Here is a 16,924-nt window from a genome sequence, read left to right as displayed (position 1 = left end):
CCTACCCCTCAGCCCGCGCCGCTTTCTCCAGCGCCGCAAGCTGCGCTGCGTCCAGGGTCAAAAACCCCATAATGTGCTGCACCACTTCGGCCCGCGCGTTGCTGAGCGCGCTGTGCAGTTCGAAGCCTTCGGGCGTTCTGGTTCGTGCCATCCATTCGCCGTAGGACGGCCGCCTGTAGTAGCCGACCGTCGCCGCGAGATCGGCCAGCACCATCTCGCCGTCCTCGCCGGAGAAGACGCGCAGATAGGCCTTGGTCAGCGCGTCCCGCGCTTTGGCCGGGCCGCCAGCTTGACTGGCGCGGGCGAAGCGTTTGGTGCTCATGCGCCGCCACCTGCCGGGGCCTGGCCACCAGGCATGGCTTGGCCAGTCTGGCCGCCGCCCTGTCCACCTTGACCACCCGCACCCTGCAGCATGTTCTGCAACCCGTCGAGCAAGCCGCTGTCGCGCGCCTGCACAGCCGCCGGCACCGCGTCCTTGGCTGCCTTGCCGGCGGTGGCGATCGCCGCCATCCCGGCCTGTGCAGTTTGAGCTTTGGCCCGCGCGTCGCGCAGCCCGTCGACCTCTTCCTTGCGCCGGAAGATGCGCTGCGGGCTGCGGCCGGCGCTTTGCACGATCTTGATCGCCTCGTCGCTGTCGATATTGTCCATGACGCCGGGATCGAACTGGGCCATCTGCATGGCGGTCGTCACCACCTGGATGGTGTCGCGCGCCTCGGCCGAGCGCCTGAGCACGTCGAGCGGACCGGTGAAGGTCGGCCGCACCGTCTTGCCGGCGAGGCTTTCCGGCGGCAGGAAGCGGCTGTCCTCGTCATAGAGCCCCTTGTCCTCGAGTATGCCGAGCTCGCGGTCGAGATTGGTGGCGAAACCCGCCTGGATGATCGAGCCGGACGGCCCGAGCAGCGCGCCTTTCTCCTCCTGGCGGATCAGCGCTTCGGTGGCCGTCATCTGCGGGTTCTGCACCAGCGTCTGGAACAAATTGACGAACATCATGTCGCGGATCTCGTCGGCGCGGCTCTGTGCATAGTTGAAGGCATAGGTCGGGTTCTGCCCGGTGGTGATCGGCGCGATCAGCGGCCTGCCATTGTCGTCGATGAGGCCCGGATAATTCTCGCCGGGGTTCAGCACCGGCACATAGTCGAGCCTCGCCTTCGAGGCGGTGGCCGGATCGGTGATCTGCTGCAGCGCGCGCAAGCCGGAGCGGCGCACGGCATTCTCTTCACGCACGGTCGTCAGCGCCTCGATAGCAGGCGAGATGCCATAGGGGTCGCCCTCGTAGCGGCGCCAGTTGAAGGTCGACACCGGGAAGGTGCGAAAACCGCTTTCCCGCACAATCTCCTCCTCGTCCTCGATGACGTGGTAGGAGGCAAACGCCGTGTCGAGATACTGGGTGCGGGAGCCCTGCCGATACATCTTGCGCTCGTCGCGCGGCTGGACGCACTGGATCAGCGAGATTTTCGTCTCGCATTTAGCCGGATCGTCGACCAGAGCCTTGATGCGCGCCGGCAGTTTTTCATAGCCGAGCAGCTGCGCCGCCTGCCGCGCCGTGCGCTCGTAGCGCCGATGGAAGATATCGACCTGGCCCCAGCGGTTGCGCGCGAGATAGCCCTCGACCACGGGGATCGAGGCATAGCGGATCAGCGTGTTGCCGAACCCTTCCTCGGCATAGAGATAGGCCGGGCCATAACGCACGACATTGCGCAGGCAGGCTTGGGTTGCCGGCACGAAATTCGAATTGGCGGAATAGCGCAGCGAGAACAGGAAATCGCGCAGCGCCTCCGCCCATTCCTTCTCCTCGTCGGTCTCCTCGTCATTCATCTCCGCCGTCGACAGCCCATGCCATTTTTCCGACTGCGGGATGATCAGGCTTTCGAGCCCGGCGGCGAGCCGATTGGCGGCCGAGTTGATGGTGTTGGCGTAGACGCGCGAGCCCCGCCGCTCCTGCCGCTCGGCCTGGGAATCCGGGCCGCTGCTGCGGCGCCCGCTCCAGATGTCGGGCGCGTCGGGGTCGCAGAACTCCGCCACCTGCTCCCACACAGCCTCATACTGGCTGCGCTCGGTCTCGAGCTCGGATTGGCGGGACAGGATATCGCGGGCGCGGGAATCGGTCATGGGTGCCTCGCTGGGGATGGGTTTATGAGGGCGCGGCGCCGTTCACCCTCCCCCTTGTGGGGAGGGTCGGCGAGCTCGCTTTGCAAAGCAAAGCGAGAGAGACGGGGTGGGGGCGGCGCAGACCCCCAACCCCGTGGCTCAAACCGCGCGTGCCGCGCGATTTGAGCCACGACCCTCCCCACAAGGGGGAGGGTGAAGTGCGTCACCGCTTCTTCAGCAACCTCGCATGCCGGCGCCAGTACCACCAGTCCAGCACGCGCTTGCGAAAGCTTCGCTTCATCGCGGTCATGGTCAAAGCCCCAAGAGCACGCGGCGCTGGCCGGTGAGGCTCGACGGCGCGAGGTCGGTCTTGATGGTGCTCGCCGTGCCCTGGCGCTGGTCGAGCTCAGCCCGCAGTGCCGCTTCGCGCGCCTGCACATCCTTGTCCTGCACGGTCGGCGCCGGCGGCAGCGGCTTCAGTTCCGGTGGTTTTTGAAACAGACACATGGTTCCAGCCTTCTCTTGTCCAGTCGTAGAGGAAAAAATCTTCGCCGTTACGGCCGTAGCCCGGCAGCAGGCAGCGTTGCGTGGCGCCCAGCCGGCCCAGCCAGCGCAGCGCCAGTTCATTGGCGGCCAGTGCGCGGGCCTCGACCCGCCAGGCGCCCCGTGCCGCGACTTGGCGAGCCAGCACGGCATGGAGGTGCGCAGTGATCCCAGGCACGCAGCGCCTGATGCGGCGCGTGCCCCAGCTCCAGGCGATCCACAGCCCGCTCCGCTGCTCGGCAGCGCCAAATCCAGCCTCCGGATTACCGTCCAACTCGGCGACATAGGCAAAGCCCTGCAGCGCGGTCAGCGCCAGGAGCGCCGGCGACCAATGGTCAAGCTGGCAGTCGATCTCGGCGCGGTCTTCGGGGCGCAGGTTCGCGGCGATATAGGATAGGTCGCGGAGCGTGGCGGGGATGATGCGGACGGTCATGGACGGACTTCCGGCAGTCGGCGAAGCCATCAAACGAAGGGAAGCGCCAACGCGCCCCTGCTTCGTCAATCCTAGGGCGGAGCAAGGAGCGACGCGACGCGTCGCAGACCCCTGAAGCTGCTCCGCAGCCCAAGGGATCCACGCCGCAACATCAGAATTCTGATACGCCGCAATCCTCGGCGGCCGTCACGGAATGGATCCCCGGGTCAAGCCCGAGGATGACGAACCGATAGACGTCTCGCCCCTGGAAGGCGGTGCAGAGGCCGTGCCCAGTCTAGGCTTTTGGCTTCGCCTTCCTGACTTCCTCAATGGCCATGTTTAACGCCGTTTCAAAGGCGTGCCTTAAGCCAGAAATCTTGTCTTTCCTCAGCGCGGCAGTCTGTTTCGAAATAGGCGCGAGTTCCCAAATGAGCGCGTTGCCTGACTCCAGCAGGTGCGCCAGAGCTGCATCCGTTGCCTGGCTCGTTTCCAAAAGGTCGCGCGATTTCCCAATGTTCATCTGCAAATGACGCGTGATGCCTTTGACGTTGCCCGCTTCCGCATGGATCGCCTCTCTGCGCAACTTATGCAGATACTCCACCGCTTCTCCGATTGGCATTTGTTTCCTCCCTTGCTGTCGAATCCTAACGGACCATCGTACGCCTCATTCTGAAAGAGGCCGCGCGATATCGTCAGTTTGGCGACTTGGGCGAAACCAGCCAGGTCCGGAACTCAAGAATGTTGAATGGCCTTCGTTATTGCGGCGGCACCGACGGTCGCGGCACGGCCGGATCGCGCGCACGCTCGCGGCCGCGTTTGCTGGCCTTGTCGGATCGAAGTTTTTGGAGAGACTGGGTTGTCGGCGTCACGGGCCACCGGCACCGAAAGCAAATCGAGAAGGAACGACGTTGAAAAGTTATTTCCTCGAAGAACTGGCAGACGAGCAACAGGCGCGAGACAGGCTTGGTGCGACCTTGCCGGGACAATCTGAGCCGTGGCTGTTGTCGGCGGCCGATGGCGATCCCATTGCCTACTTCGACATCGTCACGTTGGAGGACGATGGCGGCCTTGCAATCATGGCGAATGTCAGCGGCCGCCACTACGAAAAGGATGAGGTGGTGCTAACCGTTCTGCGGGCTTTGCGACAGAAGCTTGGCGGTACCATTCGAGACGATTTCGACAACGACTTGCCCTAAGTAAACTGCTGGCATCGACTTGCCTGCGTGCCCAAGACCTATTTCGTGAACTGCAAGACAGTGACGGTACCGTCGTCGACACCAATCGACACGAGATAACCGCTGTACGTGTAGGCCTTCAGAACGTCCCCGTCCCTTCTGACTTGGGTAAAGCAATCTCCGGGATTGCGAGGCGGAACAGCTTTCCAGAGAATCTCGCCCACCTCGTCTACCCGGACGAGGTTGCAGCCATCCGGCACATCCATCCAGTCGAGAAGCACTACGGCTCCTCCATCGGGTGTTGGTATCTGGTGTAGTGTTTTTGGCGTCATGGCGGAGCGAGTACCTACTCTTGGCTCGGCTTTCCGGACATCCGCTTGTCCATGTCGGTCAGCTTGGCCAAGATGCCTTCCTGCGCCCGCACCATAGCCTGCTGAACGCGGATCAGCTTGAACGTAAGCCAGATCGATACCCAAAGGCTGGCTACGAGATAAATCAGCATAGGTATCCAGGAAATGAAGTACCCGAGCAGTGAGTTTTCCGATTCCATAAACTCCCCCAGATATGTGTTGCCGCGATAACCTCTATTGATGCCGTGTTCGCAGGAACACAAGCTGCGGACGTCCAATATCGGTGGAGTTTTTTGTCAGGCGCCCTCACCGAAACGCCCCCAGCGGATCGCTCTGCCCAACCTTCCGTCGCGCGGCCTTGAACTCTGCCGGATCCACCAGCGCCTCCCGCAGCATCATCACGCCATAGCGGGTCGCGGCCATCAGATCGTTGCGAAGCTTCACAACCTGGCCGCAACACTTGCCACAACCAAAATGAGGCTTTAGCATACGAAATACAACCATAGGAGGTATCGTTGCGATCGTTCATTTTCGCCGTAGCGGTAATGGTCGCTTTGCCAATTGATGCAGCCCAGTCGGACGACATGGATCAGATAGATACCTCGCCGAAGAGCTGTACAAAGGGCGTGCTTTTCAGATCATCCGAGTCGGGAATTGTCGTAACCGTCATCAGACAAGGCTTCGGCAAAGCCGTCTTCACAGAAGATAAAAACCTTTTGCAGCCAGCCACGGCTGCGGAGATACTAACGAAAGAAGGCGACCATGGATTTATCTATGGTCCAATGCGCTCCTACATGTTTGCGGTAGACTCCGAGGCCCTCAAAGACTTCAACTGGAGGCCAGCGGAATCCGATCCCAATGCTTTTTACACTGTGCGGACCGATGACGGCAGCGAAACGAGATTCAACCTTGTTGATGTCGGCTGTGCCCCATAGGATACTGTGACACTGGGCTTTCTCTCCGCCACAGTCTGGAGGTTCACGTCGGTCACATGCATGCGACCGATAAAAGCACAGTTTCGGCGCAATGACATGTCACTCGCCGCACCCGGTTCCCAGGCACGTCAAGCCGTATTCCTTCATCAGCCGACGGGTGACCAGATCCCTGATCCGTTCCTTTTGTGCGTCACTGAGCCCTTCCGTTGGGCATTCGTCGATTGCATAGCCGGCCGCGACGTCGGGGTTACCCTGGTCGCGTGCCTTGCTCAGAACGCAGGAAAACGCCTTCCATTCTTTGTTGGAAAGCGTGATCGCCGCTGCCGGGGCTACATAGACAAGGCTGAGAGAAATGCAGATCGACAAAACCAGACGCATTGATTGCGAACCTTTTGAACTCTTGGTGGTAGAGTGTGCATCGCTGTTGCCCTACTAGGGCACGGAAGGATAATAGTCCTTGGGCAGGTTGATGCCAAATTCCCCGGGGCGAAATTTTCGAAGCTCGTCAACCGTACCATGCCAATGCTGTCCAAGCTTTGGGCCATCCAGCTTATATATCCAGACAAGGTTGCTCGCGTCTGAAACCTTGGGATTGGCATAATTGAGATTGTCACCGACCACAGAAGGCGCACCCGCCGCTCGTTGCGCTAGATAATCATCGACCATTTTCGAAGATTTCGCGAAACGCGGATCATTTGCAGATAGCTGATCTACGTTGTTCCGACCATGGGGCAAGGTCCTTACGCTATTAACATCAGAGAACTGAGCCCAAGAATTAACCACCTGGGATACGTCGTTCCCCCAGTGCTTTGATGCCAGTCGGTTCAGGATCGTATCGATGATACCTTTGGCCTCATCATCTCCATCCTTGACAAACCATTCGGTCATCAGTGTCTTCTTCAACCGGAGAATGTCCGCTGGCGACAAGTCGATCACCTTCGTGAATTGCCTTTTTGCGGGCTGCGCGGGCTCGCCCACACCAGCCACATTGGTGTCCGGCTCGCCATCCGACGCGTCCGCTGGCGTTTCTGGCTGAGCGGCTCTGACACCAGCCAGCTGCTTGGCGACGGCAGCGCGCTGCTTCGGATCGGACACGGCTTCAAGCACCTGGCGCTCGGCGTCCTCTGCGTCCGGTGTCACGCTGCCGTCGTTCCATGTCTTGATCAGGTCCCTAGCGACAGGCAGAGGGAGCGGCTGGACATTCTTGATGCCCAATTGCCGTTGGGCGGCAAAAGATTGCGCGACGGCCGCGCCGAAATCCTGCGGCTTGGCGACCTGTTTCCACGCGGCATCCACGCTCGGCAGAACCTGGCGAACATAGGCCGCGGGGTCGACCTGCCGGTCTTGCAGGATCAGGGCGGCCGCGTCATTGATCAAATCGTAGCGTGGCTTTTCCTGTTCATACTTTGCCATCTCCCGATCATAACGGGCCTGTTCCTGCTTATACAGCTCCGGAGCCTTCTTCGGGTTGTACGGATTCCTGGCAGGCATGGCGACGTCGAGCATGGTGTCAATGTCGCTTGCTGGCATGACGCGCATGCTGGCGAGATAGGGGCTGACATCAGCCCGCCATTTAAAGGTCTTGTACTGTTTTCCGCCCTCTTCCGCACCGAAGACGGCGGCGAACTGCTCAGGGCCGGGCGTTGAACCGGAATAGGCAGTCCTACCTGAAACGGCCGCTCGCGCATCCTGGGAAGCGAAGTCAACATGGGCGCCGGCATTGATCAAACTTTCCGCATTTGTGGCGTGCGCGGCTTGGACAGGGCCGTCGACGATGCCGGGTGAAAGCTCGGCAAGCAAAGTGTCGGTCGGCAGGCCGTCCTGAAATACCTGCCCTATCCGCTCATCCGGCGTGAGTTGGCGAACGCGATCACCCCTCGCCGCCAACATGGCCTGCACATCGGAGCTGCTGATCTCCCCTGAACCCGATCCCTCCTCCTCCTCCCTCGCTCGATACGCACCGGCGAGCCTGACGAGCAGGTCATCAGCGTGGGAATTCGATTGCGGCGGCGACGCGCCAAGCATCGTGTACGGCTGGGTCGCCGCCTCAGCAAATGGCCCCGTCGCATCCGCATTCATATCGCCCTGTGGCCAGCGTCGAAATGTGGTTTCGGTGAAAATGGTCATGTTTTCCGCACCGTTGGTTGCGCACGGCCGCGACTGCCGGAAGTCGCGGCTAGGGATTTTCGGATTGAGTTTGGAGGACGAAGCTAAAGCTGCTCGGCGCTCATCTGAACGCGCCCAGCGGATCGCTCTGCCCCGCCGGCCGTCGCGCCGCCTTGAACTCGGCGGGATCCACCACGGCTTCCCGCAGCATCATCACGCCGTAGCGGGTCGCCGCCATCAGATCGTCGCGCAGTTTTACAACCTGGCCGTCCTTGCGATGGAAAAGCCTGAACTCCTCGAACCAGTCGCCCAGCGTCGCAAACACCTTGAAGCGGCCGGATTGCATGCGGTCGAGCATCTCCATCAGCCCGGCCTCGACCGAGACCGAGCCATCGGCGAATTGCGCGTGGCGGGTCAGCATGTTCAGCCCGTGCGCCTGATATTGTTTGGCGAGCGCCACGCCGGCGCCTTCCAGCGTCTCGCGGCGGCCGTCGCGCGGCCAGGCGAAGGGCAGCCATTCGCCCCACGGTTTGAGCGTCAGCGTCTGCATCGCCGGCGTCTGCTGCGAGGCCCGCACGGCCTTGGTGACATAGACGACATCGGCCTCCGTATCCCAGGCGAGCTCGACTGCGGCGGACGGATGGTCCCAGCCGAAATCGAGCGCGCCGATACGCGGCCAGTAGCGCGGCAGCCGGAACGGCTCGCAGGCGATCAGTTCCTCCGCCACCGGAAAGATGCGGCCCGAGCCCAGCACCGGAATGCCGCGCGCGCGGGCCTCGCGCTCGTGTGCCGGATAAGCGGCAACGATCGCCGCGCGCTCGTCGGGCGAGTAATGCCCGGCATCGTCGATGGTCATGAAGGTGACGTGTCGACTCATCGACGACCCCGGTTTGAATCAGTCTGGCAGATACGGGCTGTATCTTGTTGTTCGGGCGCGTTTTTACCGAAAGGCTGTGGGCCTGATTGCCGGCCAGGGATCACACAGCCCGGCGTTTGATACGGATCACCTTCGGCGCCTGCGCATCCATGAACATGTAACACCGGCCGAGCAGCGCCTTCTTGCCAAGCTCGTCGAATACGTTCTGTCCCAGCGGCGTGATCAGCACCTCGTCCGGCGTCAGCCCATCCCGGTGGCGCGCCTCGATCTCCGCCCAGTGAGCCTTCGCGACATCGGAAAGCACGACATTGAAGGCGGGATGATTATAGCTGACCAGCACATTGCCATCATCCATATTGGAAGGCTTCATATCCGGATGATAGTTGTAGATCAGCGAAAGCGTCTGCAGGGCGGCCTTGCATGCCTCGTCGTCGGAAAGCCCGGTCTCCGTCAGCACGCAGGTGCCATTTTCAAGGATGGCAAAATCACTCCCCTGGTTGAAGTAATAGCCAAACCGATCCTCCACGCGATCGATGGGCTGTGAAAACGACGGCCGCCATTTCGGCACCGGAGGAAACGTCTTTGGCACCTCGGCGCCTCCTGCCGGCGACACGACAAGCGACGACAGACCGCCCACCAACACCGTACGCCTGTTCATAGACCTGATCCCAGGACACCTGCACCATCAGTTTAGGTGCGGATCGCTATTTGGCAACGGGGTGACCGGCGGCGATGTCTCTGCAAAGCTGATGTGGAGAGGAAATCCAAGACCTGCACCCCTCACCCAGCTGCCGCCATCTCAGCCCGCATTTGCGCATGCTGCCGCACATGCTCCAGCGTCAGCTCGAGCCCGATATGCGACAGCTCGGTCGCGGCTGCTTCCGCGGCATGCGTGGCGGGTTCCACCACGCGCTCGAACATCTCCTGTTCGTAGAGCTTCACCGCCTCTTTCCAATCGCCGGCCTTCACCAGATGACGCGCGAGTTCGGCGGCATCGAGCATGGCAGCGTTGACGCCTTCGCCACCGAACGGCGACATGACATGGGCGGCGTCGCCCAGCAGCGTCACGCCAACCCGGTTCGGCCAGTGATGGCCGATCGGCAGCGCGTATATGCCACGCGCCACGATATGGTCATTGCTGGCGGCGATCAGCGCGACGAGCTCCGGCGCCCAGCCGTCGAATTCGGCGATCAGGCGCGCGCGGGCCGCTGCCGGAGAAGTGAAATCGAACGTCCTCTCCGCCCAGTCCGGCGGCACGCGGAAGATCGCATATCCCCGCAGATGCGCATTGGCGTTGCGCTGCACGATCATGCTGCGGCCGTCGCCCTCGGCGCCGATCTTGCCGCGCTCGACCAGTTGCGAAATCTTGGGGTGGCTGGCGTCGACATCGTCGATGCCGAATTCGATGAAGGTCAGCCCGGAATATTGCGGCCGGTAGCGTGACACCAGCGGCCGCACCCGCGACCAGGTGCCGTCGGCGCCTACGACCAGATCGAACGGGCCGAGCATCTCGACGCCGAAGGCCAGATCATAGGCGCCGTCGGGCCGCGCATAGACCTCGCGCAATTCCTTGCCCCATTGGACAGTGCCTTCCGGCAGCGAGGCGAGCAGGATGTCGCGCAGCGCCGAGCGGTCGACTTCCGGCCGGTCGCCGCTGTCGTCGTCATCGGCCATTATCAGTTGGCCGTCCTTGTCGTAGAGCCGGCTGCCCTGGTCCTCATAGCGCGCGATGCGCAGGAACTCGGCCTCCAGGCCGGCGCGCCGCAAGGCGAGCTGGCCGGATTCGGCATGCAGATCGAGCGTGCCGCCTTGTGGCCGGGCGAATGCATGTTCTTCGCGCTCGAAGACGGTGACGGCGATGCGGTTGCAGTGGAGGATGCGCGCCAGCGTCAGGCCCGCGGGGCCGGCGCCGATGATGGCGATGCGCAAAGTCTTGGTCATTCCGGTCATGGACAGGGGTCTCGCATTGGTTTATATAGGAGCCTATATAAATAAATATAGGTACCAATGCAAGTCTGGAAATCATGACCGGCTGGAAACTGTTCGAAAACCCCGCCCCGCTCATCAACATGGCCTCGCGCGCCTTCGCCCGCCTCGGCGAGCGCCGGGTGAAAGCGTTCGGCTTCTCCATCGGCCAGATGCCGGTGATCTATCTGCTACGCGACGGCGGGGCGATGTCGCAGAAGGAACTGGCCGGCTTCGCCAAGATCGAGCAGCCCTCGATGGCGCAGATGCTGGCCCGCATGGAGCGCGACGGCCTGATCCACCGCACGCCCGATCCCAACGATGGCCGCAGCAGCCTGATTTCGCTGACCGAAGCAGCGCTCGCGAAATTGCCCGCCGCGCGCGAGGCGTTGCATGAAGGCTCGGAACAGGCACTGGCCGGTTTCAGCGAGGACGAGGTGACGACGTTTCTGGATCTGCTGCGACGGCTGAATGAAAACCTGGACCGTATGGTGGCGCGGGAAGTGGAGTGAGGCCACAGAACTCGACGCCAGGGTGAAAGATACGGAAGCGACAACAAAGCTGCGCCCACCCATCTTTTCCTTTATCGTTTTATGCGCTAGGTCTCGCCCCGCATCGGCGTGGCCGATGCGTCTTGGGCTGGCGCCTTCTGCGCAGCCTCTACTCTACGCGGGTGGGAAAGCCACTCTTTGCCATGACAGATCTATTCGACGCGATGCGCCTGTCCGCCGAGGACAGCGAAGTTGCACATCTTTATTTCAGTGAAGGCGGCAAGATCCTGGTGCCGCTCGGCAAATCGAGAAATGCCATGACGGGTCCGCAGATGCTGCAGCGGCTGCTGTCGCCCTCCGATAACGACGATGGTTCGCTTGCGAGCGATTTTCTTGGCGAGCTTGGCAAGACGGTTCCCTTGGAAAGCCTGCGTCTCCTGCTCGCCTCGGCTAACGCCCGGACACGAGCGACAGGCGCATTCCTTGCCACGTTTCAAAACCGGAACATAAGTTCGATGGTGGGCGAGCTGGCAGCACTGCTGGGGGATGACAACCCGCGCACGCGCTTCGATGCCGTGGAGTCTATCTTGCGATGCAGCACACGCGAACATGGCGACCATCTGGCGCAAGCCCTGTTTGCTCTTGATGACGAGCATGAAGGCGTGCGCACAAGAGCCGTCAAGTTCGTGCGCTTTGCAAAAGACTGGCAGTTGAAGCTTGCGCGCCAGCGCGCCGCATTGCTCAGGCCGCAAACGCCGTTTTCGGCGATAGCCGAAGTTTCCGAGGAGTGGCAGGACGATGCAGCAGGCATGATCCGTGCGATGCTGGACCATGCCGAGCCAGTGGTGCGGCGCTACGGTGTTGGGCTGGCCAGCCGGGCGAGATTGGTGGTTGTCGATGCTTTCGTCGAATGGGCGCGGGCGTCCGCCGATCCCGAAATCAGCAAACTGGCAGCCGATTGCATCGAGCACAAACAGATATCACACCATGCGGTCTGGCATTCATCATTGCCGGCAACCGCCTGAATTGCCGCTGACCGAGCGGTAGTGCGGGAGATGGTGTGAGCGCGGCCTTTCCTTCTCTCCTTGAGGGAGAAGGTGGATCGGCGCGCGGCGCCGAGACGGTTGAGGGGTGGGTGACGGAGTGCCGTCAGCGCCACGCTGGAACACCCCTCATCCGACCTCGCTTCGCGAGGCCACCTTCTCCCACAGGGGGAGAAGGGAGAAGGCGCCTTCAACCCTTCCCCATCCTCTCCACGTCACCCGCCGATAAAAACAGCAGCACCACATCCGACATCCCAAGCAACGGCGTGAATGTCACGATCGTAATCCCGCCCGTCGCGTTGGTGCGGGTCAGGCCTTCGGAGTAGATGTCGAGCGGCGGTTCCTCGTCGAACCAGACGCCGTGCAGCGTCTCGCCCTGCCATTTCTCGCGGCCTTTCTCGAAACTCTTGAACGACAGCACGCTCTCGCCGGCCTGCACATCGCCGCCGCCGCCATGGCGCACCACGACGCTGTCGAGCGCACCCGGCGCGCCGCGGCCCATGATGGTGTCGACAATGGCGTCCGCCGGGATCATGCCGGTGCCCCAAGCCGCCTGTTGCTGCGGCGGGCCGACCAGCACGCGTTGCGGGTTGTCGCGCGTGCCCTCGCCGGTCACGCCGGCGGCCCACAGCCGCACGGGCGTGTCGAAAACCTTGCCTTGCCACCACTGGGGATAACGGCCGGTGAGGTGCATGGCCCATTCCGCGCCGCCGGCCCTGGTCTTGCCGAGCTGGTTGCCCGCCATGAACAGTCTTTCGCGGTTTTGGGCACCCGCCGCGTGAAACTCGGCTTGGCGGTCATACGGCTTGTAGGCCGCCAGCAGATTATTGCGTCTTCGGCGGTCAAGCTCCGCCAGCAGCGCCAGATATTCCGTCTTCGCCGCGATCGGCGGGGCCTTCGAGGAACGGCCTGAGGACGGCTTCGAGGGTGCGGATACGGCTGCGGATCTCCTCATCGCTCATTGCATCCAGATGGTTAATGGCGACATCGAAATCCTTGGGCAAGACGGACAGCACGATCTTCAGATACTGGTCCGGCTTGTCGGCCCGCACCTCGGCGATGACGCCAGCGCCATGCGCGCGGAAGTCGGCCCGCACGGCAGCCAGGAAATCATCACCCAGCGTTTTCTTCGACCGCTTCGCGCGGGGTTTTTGCGCAACCGCCAAGCCGGCGACGGGCTTGCGCCTTGCCGGCCTTGCCTTGCCGCGCGCCGGCCTCGCGTCGGCTTCATCAACCATCGACATGGTCCATCGCCTTTGCGGCGGCATCGCTGTCCGCCTTGCCCGCCTTCGGCATCGATCCAGCCGGCTTCTTCGAGCGGAGGGTTTTCTTCCTGGCCCTCTTGGCACGCTTCGGCTTTGCCGCCCTGGCAAGCTTCGCCGCGCCAGCAGGTCTTGCCGCGCCGGCCCGCGCCCTGAGGCGTGCCATGACGAGACCAACAGCGCGGTCGTCGATGCCGGCCTGTAGGAAGCAGAAGTCCCCGGCCGCGTCTCTCACCATGCCGATCAGCACACCGGGCGCCACCTGCTCCACCCGGCCCAGACGCACCCGCGGCGCCGCGCCCTCGAACTCGCCAATGGCACTGACGACCTCGCGGCCGTCATCGTCGGTGATGATGGTGGCGTAGCGCATGGGGATTTCTCGGACATAGTGTGAAAGAGTGGCCGCCAGATTCCACGGATAAGAATGCCGCTTCGTGCAGGATGTATAACCGATGCAATTTGAGAAAATACAGGTCGACGTGTTTACTTTTCCGCCCTAGCGAATCGGTGAGATTGCGACAGTCTCAATTTTTGGAAAGGATTTTAGCATTGACTACGACCCTGCCGCGTTGCCCGAACTGTGGTGCACCGTTTTATGGCCCGAGAAGTTTTTCTCCATCAGATTCAAAAGAATCGGTGGAATGCCTCCACTGCAATCACAAAGCTAATCCCTCAGAATGGCTCAATCATTCGACGTCGGATATCGATGATCCACTGCCTGATTAGGCACTTGTTGTAGTGTTTTCCCCTGTTCGGACCAAAATGCCAAAGACATACGCAACCCTAGCGAATGAGAAAAATGCCCAAGTGGTCAAAAAAGCCCATACACAAAATATTCCGTACTTTACCGTTGAGCCGTCAGATATCGCGAAATTTATCACCATGAGTGCAATTGATGCGATTGTGACCACAAAGCCTAGGCTCATCGCTAGCCGCATGTAACGGGAGAAGATACGCATTTCGCCAGTGCTCTTAACTGCCTCGATAAATCCGTCGTTTTTTCCGGCCACAAACCCAAAGATGCCGAACAAGAAACCCGTCTGTATCGATGACCAGTTCAATGCCGCTGAATATAGGGCTGCAAAATCAAGTGTCTTGGCGGCTTGGCGCGCAACGACTTCGTCGCGATACATAACTAGGAAAGCGACAAGGACCACTGACAAGGTGAAAGGCGCCCAACGTTCTAACACGTTTTTTACCCCACCAGCTTTTTCATTTCTGAGCAGATGAACCCACGCTTTATCTTCCAATTTATATCAGGATCGCGATCATCTAATCCCAGCGTGCTTCTCGACATCATCCGATCTTCAATTAAGTCAATATATTCACTTTCGTCGTTGACCACGGCAATGGCCGAAAGCGCATCCAGGCGGGCCCCACCAGCCATTGCCAGAAGTTGTTTTGCCAAGCCGACTACGGCCGTCGACAAAGTTCCCTTGTGGTGCCCCATCGAGATATCCACCGAAATTGTAGGAGCGTTATATGCTTCAGCCATAGCCCTAATTCCTGCCGACGCAGCCTTCCCGGTACCCGTCAAGTCCTCCATGCTGTCTGGATTAGCAATCCGGATTGATAGCTTCCGCACCTCGCCGTCCCTAAATTTCTTCCACGCATCTTTGTTAAGTCGAGGGGCCATGGAGTAGATAGCTTGGGGGTTAAAGGCCGCAACATATTCTAGCAACCGTCCTGGAGAAATGACCCTGACGTCATGTTGAATCCCAAGAATCCCCACTTTGTGATTATATCGAAAGACAACGCTATGCCCGAGCCGATCAGCTGTGAGCTTTCCAATTGCGTCGCCTTTTAATTCTCCAGGAAGATTGGTGTTCTGGCAGCGAATTAGTTCACCCACAACTGCATTTGCACCATCATCCTCAAGGTTTTCAAGCCGAATTGTGTAATCAGTTGACAGGAGCTTTTCTCGGGAGACGCTCTTTTTGATGGCGTATATTTCCCGAAACATATCGACAAAATTTGGAATGCTCGCCTTCTTTTCGCGTTTTATCGAATAGTATCGAACCGTAATCGTCTTATCCACGCTTACCCTCCCCAAGATCTTACGCAATAAAACCGCGAAACTTGGGAAGAGTCCAGTCGACGGGGCGGGAAAGAACTCAATGTGCCCAGAAAATACAAAAACCCGCCTCGGCGGCGGGTCGTTGGCGCAAATCAGCACCATGGACAAATATATAGCATGGCTGCCCTCACCCGGTCAATGCTTTTCTAAGAAAAAATTCCTATTCGTCTTTCGCTGGCGCTGTGGCGTTCGCCGCAACGCCCTTCGGTGCCCGCGCGTTGCCTAATGCATCCATTGATGGGAAGCTGCGCCTGAGGATGGAGGACGCGCCATGAGCAACGTCACCACGCATTACGGCAGCGACGGCATCGTCGAGCGCATACTGGCCGCCATCCCCGATGCCAAGATCGATAGCTTGAGTGCCGCGCAACTCTATCCGTTCGACCAGCTTCACGGCCGCGAACTCGTCGCAACGCAGGAGCACGCCGCCCGTCTTGCGCCCTCGCCCACCGACCGGATCCTGGATATCGGCAGCGGCATTGGCGGCCCGGCGCGTTTCCTCGCCGCCACCTATGGCTGCGACGTTGACGGGGTCGACCTGACACCGGCCTTTGTCGAGGCGTCCAGCCGGCTGACCAAGCTGAGCGGCCTCAGCGACAAGGTTCGTTTCCAAGAAGCCGACGCAACACAATTGCCGTTTGCCGACAGCACCTTTGACGCCGCGATCTGTTTCTATGTCGGCATGAACATCGCGGACAAGGCCGCCGTCATCGGACAGGCCTTTCGTGTGCTGAAATCGGGAGGCAAGCTGATCTGGACCGAAGCGGTGCTGGTCGGCGAAGAGCCTTATTACCCATTGCCCTGGGCGGTCGCGCCGGCGACCAGTCACCTCGTCGATGGCAACACCCTGAAAACCCTGTTCGTCGACGCCGGCTTCCAGATCGACGAAATCATCGACGAAACCGGCGAGCATGTCGAACTGGCGTTGAAAAGAGCCAGCGCCGGCATCGTGCCCTCGCCCGCGCAGCAGCAAGCCAATGAAATCGTGCTGGGCGCTGAATTCGTGCAGCGCCGCAAGAACTACATTCGCAGCCTGAGCGATGGCAAGCTGGCTTCGCTCGCCATCATAGCCTCGAAGATGGGCTGACCAGGGAGGCTGACTTCAAGTAGGCAGAAAAAACAAAACCCGCCTTGGCGGCGGGTCGTCGGCGCAAATCAGCACCATGGCCAAAATCATAGCACAACTGCCCTCACCGGACAACCGGATCGGCGCTGACCAGCCGCGAAACCCCGCATTGGCTAGCCGGCTTTTCATAAACCGGCAGCTGTGGGACCATCAGCGGAAGCCTATGGAATGATTCGCGTCGCGCCGCCTGTCGGAGAGGACGATGGACAGACCAGCAATGGCATCCGTGTTTCGAATGCGGCATGCTCCAGCCTCGGTTTCCGGTGTGCGCAGCACCGGTCAGGGCCAGGCCGATCCTGTGGTCCGCGTGAACTCGCTGGGCGACGCGATCCGCTTCGTCGCCAACGCCTATCCCAACTATGATATCAGCGCCGTCACCATCGTCTGCGGCGATCCCTCGATCCCGCGCCTCGGCAGCCTGGACGTCAAGTCGCTGTGGCGCGAATATGGCGAGCGCCTGACGCAGGAATAGGC

At 60.8% G+C, this 16,924-nt stretch carries 22 protein-coding genes; 6 read left to right on the top strand and 16 right to left on the bottom strand.

Features of this window, described 5'->3' with window-relative positions; all coding sequences use genetic code 11:
• Position 1 precedes the first annotated feature (1 nt).
• From EB235_RS16800 to EB235_RS16785, 4 genes are all read right to left on the bottom strand, one after another.
• Complete coding sequence (locus EB235_RS16800) at positions 2-322, bottom strand: hypothetical protein (RefSeq protein ID WP_027029903.1); 321 nt, start codon at positions 320-322, stop codon at positions 2-4.
• Complete coding sequence (locus EB235_RS16795) at positions 319-2,109, bottom strand: portal protein (RefSeq protein ID WP_032925436.1); 1,791 nt, start codon at positions 2,107-2,109, stop codon at positions 319-321. Before EB235_RS16795 ends, EB235_RS16800 begins: the two co-directional genes overlap by 4 nt.
• Positions 2,110-2,494: 385 nt before the next feature.
• A complete protein-coding gene (locus EB235_RS16790) occupies positions 2,495-3,064 on the bottom strand; it encodes a hypothetical protein (RefSeq protein ID WP_027029904.1) in 570 nt (189 codons plus the stop codon).
• Positions 3,065-3,338: 274 nt separating this feature from the next.
• Positions 3,339-3,662, bottom strand: coding sequence for a hypothetical protein (locus EB235_RS16785; protein ID WP_027029905.1), 324 nt, complete (start codon positions 3,660-3,662; stop codon positions 3,339-3,341).
• 289 nt (positions 3,663-3,951) lie between these two features.
• On the opposite strand from EB235_RS16785, the gene EB235_RS16780 reads away from it, so the two are divergent.
• Positions 3,952-4,239 (top strand): hypothetical protein, encoded by a 288-nt coding sequence (locus EB235_RS16780; RefSeq protein WP_027029906.1) that lies wholly within the window; start codon positions 3,952-3,954, stop codon positions 4,237-4,239.
• A gap of 38 nt (positions 4,240-4,277) precedes the next feature.
• On the opposite strand, the gene EB235_RS16775 is transcribed toward EB235_RS16780, so the two are convergent.
• Together EB235_RS16775 and EB235_RS16770 are read right to left on the bottom strand one after the other, a co-directional pair.
• Positions 4,278-4,499, bottom strand: a complete 222-nt coding sequence (locus EB235_RS16775; protein ID WP_245268788.1) for a hypothetical protein — start codon at positions 4,497-4,499, stop codon at positions 4,278-4,280.
• A gap of 65 nt (positions 4,500-4,564) precedes the next feature.
• Positions 4,565-4,720: a hypothetical protein gene (locus EB235_RS16770; protein WP_210266777.1), complete on the bottom strand. Its 156-nt coding sequence runs from the start codon at positions 4,718-4,720 to the stop codon at positions 4,565-4,567.
• 363 nt (positions 4,721-5,083) lie between these two features.
• On the opposite strand from EB235_RS16770, the gene EB235_RS16760 reads away from it, so the two are divergent.
• Positions 5,084-5,503 carry a hypothetical protein gene (locus EB235_RS16760; RefSeq protein ID WP_155256321.1) on the top strand — a complete coding sequence of 140 codons (420 nt, stop codon included), beginning with the start codon at positions 5,084-5,086 and terminating at the stop codon, positions 5,501-5,503.
• Positions 5,504-5,602: 99 nt separating this feature from the next.
• Here the strand turns inward: EB235_RS16760 and EB235_RS16755 are convergent, their stop codons facing one another.
• From EB235_RS16755 to EB235_RS16735, 5 genes are all read right to left on the bottom strand, one after another.
• The gene (locus EB235_RS16755; protein ID WP_027029910.1) at positions 5,603-5,881 is read right to left on the bottom strand and encodes a hypothetical protein; all 279 of its coding nucleotides are present in this window, start codon (positions 5,879-5,881) and stop codon (positions 5,603-5,605) included.
• Positions 5,882-5,935: 54 nt separating this feature from the next.
• Positions 5,936-7,630: a cell wall hydrolase gene (locus tag EB235_RS16750; RefSeq protein WP_080680763.1), complete on the bottom strand. Its 1,695-nt coding sequence runs from the start codon at positions 7,628-7,630 to the stop codon at positions 5,936-5,938.
• Positions 7,631-7,730: 100 nt separating this feature from the next.
• Positions 7,731-8,486, bottom strand: coding sequence for a terminase large subunit domain-containing protein (locus tag EB235_RS16745; RefSeq protein ID WP_080680764.1), 756 nt, complete (start codon positions 8,484-8,486; stop codon positions 7,731-7,733).
• A gap of 100 nt (positions 8,487-8,586) precedes the next feature.
• On the bottom strand, positions 8,587-9,054 hold the full coding sequence (locus tag EB235_RS16740) for a hypothetical protein (RefSeq protein ID WP_155256323.1): 468 nt from the start codon (positions 9,052-9,054) through the stop codon (positions 8,587-8,589).
• Positions 9,055-9,266: 212 nt separating this feature from the next.
• Positions 9,267-10,436 carry an FAD-dependent oxidoreductase gene (locus EB235_RS16735; protein ID WP_245268790.1) on the bottom strand — a complete coding sequence of 390 codons (1,170 nt, stop codon included), beginning with the start codon at positions 10,434-10,436 and terminating at the stop codon, positions 9,267-9,269.
• 74 nt (positions 10,437-10,510) lie between these two features.
• Here EB235_RS16735 and EB235_RS16730 point away from each other — a divergent pair, with 74 nt between their 5' ends.
• Positions 10,511-10,963: a MarR family winged helix-turn-helix transcriptional regulator gene (locus EB235_RS16730; protein ID WP_032925438.1), complete on the top strand. Its 453-nt coding sequence runs from the start codon at positions 10,511-10,513 to the stop codon at positions 10,961-10,963.
• Positions 10,964-11,085: 122 nt separating this feature from the next.
• Positions 11,086-11,967 (top strand): HEAT repeat domain-containing protein, encoded by an 882-nt coding sequence (locus EB235_RS16725; protein WP_155256325.1) that lies wholly within the window; start codon positions 11,086-11,088, stop codon positions 11,965-11,967.
• Between the two features lie 208 nt (positions 11,968-12,175).
• Here the strand turns inward: EB235_RS16725 and EB235_RS16720 are convergent, their stop codons facing one another.
• The 5 genes from EB235_RS16720 to EB235_RS16700 form a co-directional block, all read right to left on the bottom strand.
• Complete coding sequence (locus EB235_RS16720; RefSeq protein ID WP_245268791.1) at positions 12,176-12,730, bottom strand: terminase large subunit domain-containing protein; 555 nt, start codon at positions 12,728-12,730, stop codon at positions 12,176-12,178.
• Positions 12,731-12,827: 97 nt separating this feature from the next.
• The gene (locus tag EB235_RS16715; RefSeq protein WP_245268792.1) at positions 12,828-13,229 is read right to left on the bottom strand and encodes a hypothetical protein; all 402 of its coding nucleotides are present in this window, start codon (positions 13,227-13,229) and stop codon (positions 12,828-12,830) included.
• Complete coding sequence (locus EB235_RS16710) at positions 13,216-13,617, bottom strand: hypothetical protein (RefSeq protein ID WP_080680765.1); 402 nt, start codon at positions 13,615-13,617, stop codon at positions 13,216-13,218. Before EB235_RS16710 ends, EB235_RS16715 begins: the two co-directional genes overlap by 14 nt.
• A 352-nt stretch (positions 13,618-13,969) precedes the next feature.
• Positions 13,970-14,497 carry a hypothetical protein gene (locus EB235_RS16705; RefSeq protein ID WP_155256327.1) on the bottom strand — a complete coding sequence of 176 codons (528 nt, stop codon included), beginning with the start codon at positions 14,495-14,497 and terminating at the stop codon, positions 13,970-13,972.
• Complete coding sequence (locus tag EB235_RS16700) at positions 14,443-15,285, bottom strand: DUF6731 family protein (RefSeq protein WP_155256329.1); 843 nt, start codon at positions 15,283-15,285, stop codon at positions 14,443-14,445. Before EB235_RS16700 ends, EB235_RS16705 begins: the two co-directional genes overlap by 55 nt.
• A 310-nt stretch (positions 15,286-15,595) precedes the next feature.
• Between EB235_RS16700 and EB235_RS16695 the strand changes: the two genes are divergently transcribed.
• Both EB235_RS16695 and EB235_RS16690 read left to right on the top strand, forming a co-directional pair.
• A complete protein-coding gene (locus tag EB235_RS16695; RefSeq protein WP_027029920.1) occupies positions 15,596-16,411 on the top strand; it encodes a class I SAM-dependent methyltransferase in 816 nt (271 codons plus the stop codon).
• 241 nt (positions 16,412-16,652) lie between these two features.
• Positions 16,653-16,922, top strand: coding sequence for a hypothetical protein (locus EB235_RS16690; RefSeq protein ID WP_027029921.1), 270 nt, complete (start codon positions 16,653-16,655; stop codon positions 16,920-16,922).
• Positions 16,923-16,924 lie beyond the last annotated feature (2 nt).

It is taken from the genome of Mesorhizobium loti R88b, from assembly GCF_013170845.1.
Lineage (GTDB): Bacteria > Pseudomonadota > Alphaproteobacteria > Rhizobiales > Rhizobiaceae > Mesorhizobium > Mesorhizobium loti_B.
The sequence above is the reverse complement of the archived record's forward strand: the minus strand, read 5'-3'. Positions and strand labels throughout refer to the sequence as shown.

Bases quoted from the DNA above. Each gene is read 5' to 3' on its own strand.
- EB235_RS16750 (WP_080680763.1), bottom strand. From the start codon at position 7,630: ATGACCATTTTCACCGAAACCACATTTCGACGCTGGCCACAGGGCGAT.
- EB235_RS16755 (WP_027029910.1), bottom strand. From the start codon at position 5,881: ATGCGTCTGGTTTTGTCGATCTGCATTTCTCTCAGCCTTGTCTATGTA.
- EB235_RS16730 (WP_032925438.1), top strand. From the start codon at position 10,511: ATGACCGGCTGGAAACTGTTCGAAAACCCCGCCCCGCTCATCAACATG.
- EB235_RS16770 (WP_210266777.1), bottom strand. From the start codon at position 4,720: ATGCTGATTTATCTCGTAGCCAGCCTTTGGGTATCGATCTGGCTTACG.
- EB235_RS16690 (WP_027029921.1), top strand. From the start codon at position 16,653: ATGGACAGACCAGCAATGGCATCCGTGTTTCGAATGCGGCATGCTCCA.
- EB235_RS16745 (WP_080680764.1), bottom strand. From the start codon at position 8,486: ATGAGTCGACACGTCACCTTCATGACCATCGACGATGCCGGGCATTAC.
- EB235_RS16800 (WP_027029903.1), bottom strand. From the start codon at position 322: ATGAGCACCAAACGCTTCGCCCGCGCCAGTCAAGCTGGCGGCCCGGCC.
- EB235_RS16715 (WP_245268792.1), bottom strand. From the start codon at position 13,229: ATGTCGATGGTTGATGAAGCCGACGCGAGGCCGGCGCGCGGCAAGGCA.
- EB235_RS16790 (WP_027029904.1), bottom strand. From the start codon at position 3,064: ATGACCGTCCGCATCATCCCCGCCACGCTCCGCGACCTATCCTATATC.
- EB235_RS16785 (WP_027029905.1), bottom strand. From the start codon at position 3,662: ATGCCAATCGGAGAAGCGGTGGAGTATCTGCATAAGTTGCGCAGAGAG.
- EB235_RS16735 (WP_245268790.1), bottom strand. From the start codon at position 10,436: ATGACCGGAATGACCAAGACTTTGCGCATCGCCATCATCGGCGCCGGC.
- EB235_RS16695 (WP_027029920.1), top strand. From the start codon at position 15,596: ATGAGCAACGTCACCACGCATTACGGCAGCGACGGCATCGTCGAGCGC.
- EB235_RS16720 (WP_245268791.1), bottom strand. From the start codon at position 12,730: ATGGCGGGCAACCAGCTCGGCAAGACCAGGGCCGGCGGCGCGGAATGG.
- EB235_RS16795 (WP_032925436.1), bottom strand. From the start codon at position 2,109: ATGACCGATTCCCGCGCCCGCGATATCCTGTCCCGCCAATCCGAGCTC.
- EB235_RS16710 (WP_080680765.1), bottom strand. From the start codon at position 13,617: ATGCGCTACGCCACCATCATCACCGACGATGACGGCCGCGAGGTCGTC.